This window comes from Gilliamella sp. B2717, assembly GCF_026536675.1.
Taxonomy (GTDB): Bacteria; Pseudomonadota; Gammaproteobacteria; order Enterobacterales; family Orbaceae; genus Gilliamella; species Gilliamella apicola_I.
Genome location: NZ_JAFNNQ010000042.1, coordinates 1 through 500 on the forward strand (window position 1 = coordinate 1; position 500 = coordinate 500).

General features: G+C 33.8%; 1 pseudogene. It reads right to left on the reverse strand.

The window, feature by feature from the left end:
* Nucleotides 1-271 precede the first annotated feature (271 nt).
* A pseudogene (locus tag J3U35_RS06465) lies at nucleotides 272-500 on the reverse strand (hypothetical protein); the annotation flags it as partial.

A 500-nucleotide genomic window follows, 5' to 3' on the forward strand; every position in this document is an offset into this window, starting at 1 on the left:
GCAAAGGTCGGATAAACTTGCTGGTTTTAAACATAGGAATAAATCCGACAAGAAATTGACTGACATAATTAGGTAAACATTTTTGATGAAATGTTTTAGTTTATTTGCTTTTTTAATGTGTTGTGAATCCCATTAAAGGCTGGAGCAGAATGGTGTTTATGTCGCGCGATCATTCATTATTAAAGTTATTCAGAATAGATTAATTATTGAACCTATAATGTTGATCTGGGTACTTAAAAATTAGCTCCCCACAAGTTAAGTGGGGAAGTGATTAACAAGCGTAAGGAACCAGATGAGAATTTGGCAATCCATTGTAGATATCGATCGCTTCTTGCCCTTCTGCAATAAACTCAACATCAATAGGATCGGGTGGGTTATTGGGATCTTTATAATCTCCTTCTAAGAAAGCTTTATATTGCTCTAACACATATAAAAGTTGTTCTTTGGTCATAATGACTTGTTGTTCTTCGACGTATTCAGTACCTATAAAAACATAATTT